This is a genomic window from Agromyces sp. P1_H4 (assembly GCF_056405255.1).
Genome location: NZ_JBFUCL010000556.1, coordinates 1 through 1,191 on the forward strand (window position 1 = coordinate 1; position 1,191 = coordinate 1,191).

General features: G+C 67.6%; 1 protein-coding gene. It reads right to left on the reverse strand.

Annotated features, from left to right (window positions below):
* Positions 1 to 83: 83 nt before the first annotated feature.
* Positions 84 to 1,191: MFS transporter (locus AC1DY2_RS19920; protein ID WP_476763989.1), on the reverse strand; the 1,108-nt coding region annotated here is incomplete at its 5' end.

The window sequence follows — 1,191 nt, forward strand, 5'->3', positions numbered from 1 at the left end:
ATCGGGCGGTCAGCGTGGGGCATGGCGGCCTTCCTCAGGGGGTGGTTGCGGCCGGGCCATGGAGGAGCCCGGCCGCAACGTGGTCAGCGAACGGCCTTGACCTTCAGGACGACGAGGCCGCCCACGACGGTGAAGACGGCTGCGGCGATGTAGATCACCGCGTACCGGTCGCCCGTCGTGATCAGCGCCAGGGCTGCTGCGGCGACGAAGGGCGCGATCGCCTGGGCGAGCACGTTCGCGAGCTGGATGATGTTGACGAAACGCCCGGCTTCGGTGTCCCGTTCCGGCAGCACGTCGAGGTAGAGGGCCTGGTCGACGGCCGAGAAGACGCCGATGCTGATGTTGCACAGCAGGGATCCGACGAGGAGCAGGGTGAGGTCGGGGGCGACCACCATGACGAGGGCGCCGATTCCGAACAGGATGCCGGAACCGAGCACGAAGGCCTTCCGGCGGCGGAGCTTGTCGGAGAGGAACCCGCCCAGGAACACGCCGGCGATCGTGCCGAGGATGCCGATGCCGCCGACCGTGGCGACCGTGCCGCCGATCTCGTCGACCGGGATGTTGAGACGTTCGGCGAAGAAGAACGCCGTGTAGCTCGTGTTGAGGGTGAGGCCGAAGAAGAACAGGAAGCGGCCGAGCCAGTTCCAGGCGAAGTCGGGGTACTGCTTCGGGTTGAACACGTACTTGGAGACGAGCACCTTGGCGGTCAGCGGCGAGTCGAAGGTGATGTTCCGGCTGTCGGCATCCTTGTAGTACGCGACGAAGATCAGGACGACCACCAAGCCGATGGCACCGGGGATCAGGAAGAGCAGGAAGGGCTGGTTGGCGACCGTTCCTCCGAAGACCGCACCGAAGACGGGGGCGACCATGGTGGCGAAGCCGGTGATGGCTCCGACCTTGCCGCGCTGGTTCTCGGGCAGCTTGTCGGCCTGGATGGTGCCGAAGGTGTTCACCGTCGAGTTGAGGCCGATCTGCGCGATGACCCAGCCGATGCCGAGGCCGAGCACGGCCGGCGAGGCGGCCATGATGGCGAGGCCGATGAGGCCGGCAAGGATGCCGCCGACGAGCCACGGCCGGCGACGACCCCACCGCGAACGCGTGCGGTCGGAGAGCTGACCGGCCAGCGGGCTGGTCAGCAGGGCAGCCAGCGAGCCGAACCCGAGCACGACACCGAGGTACTCGGCGTTGTCG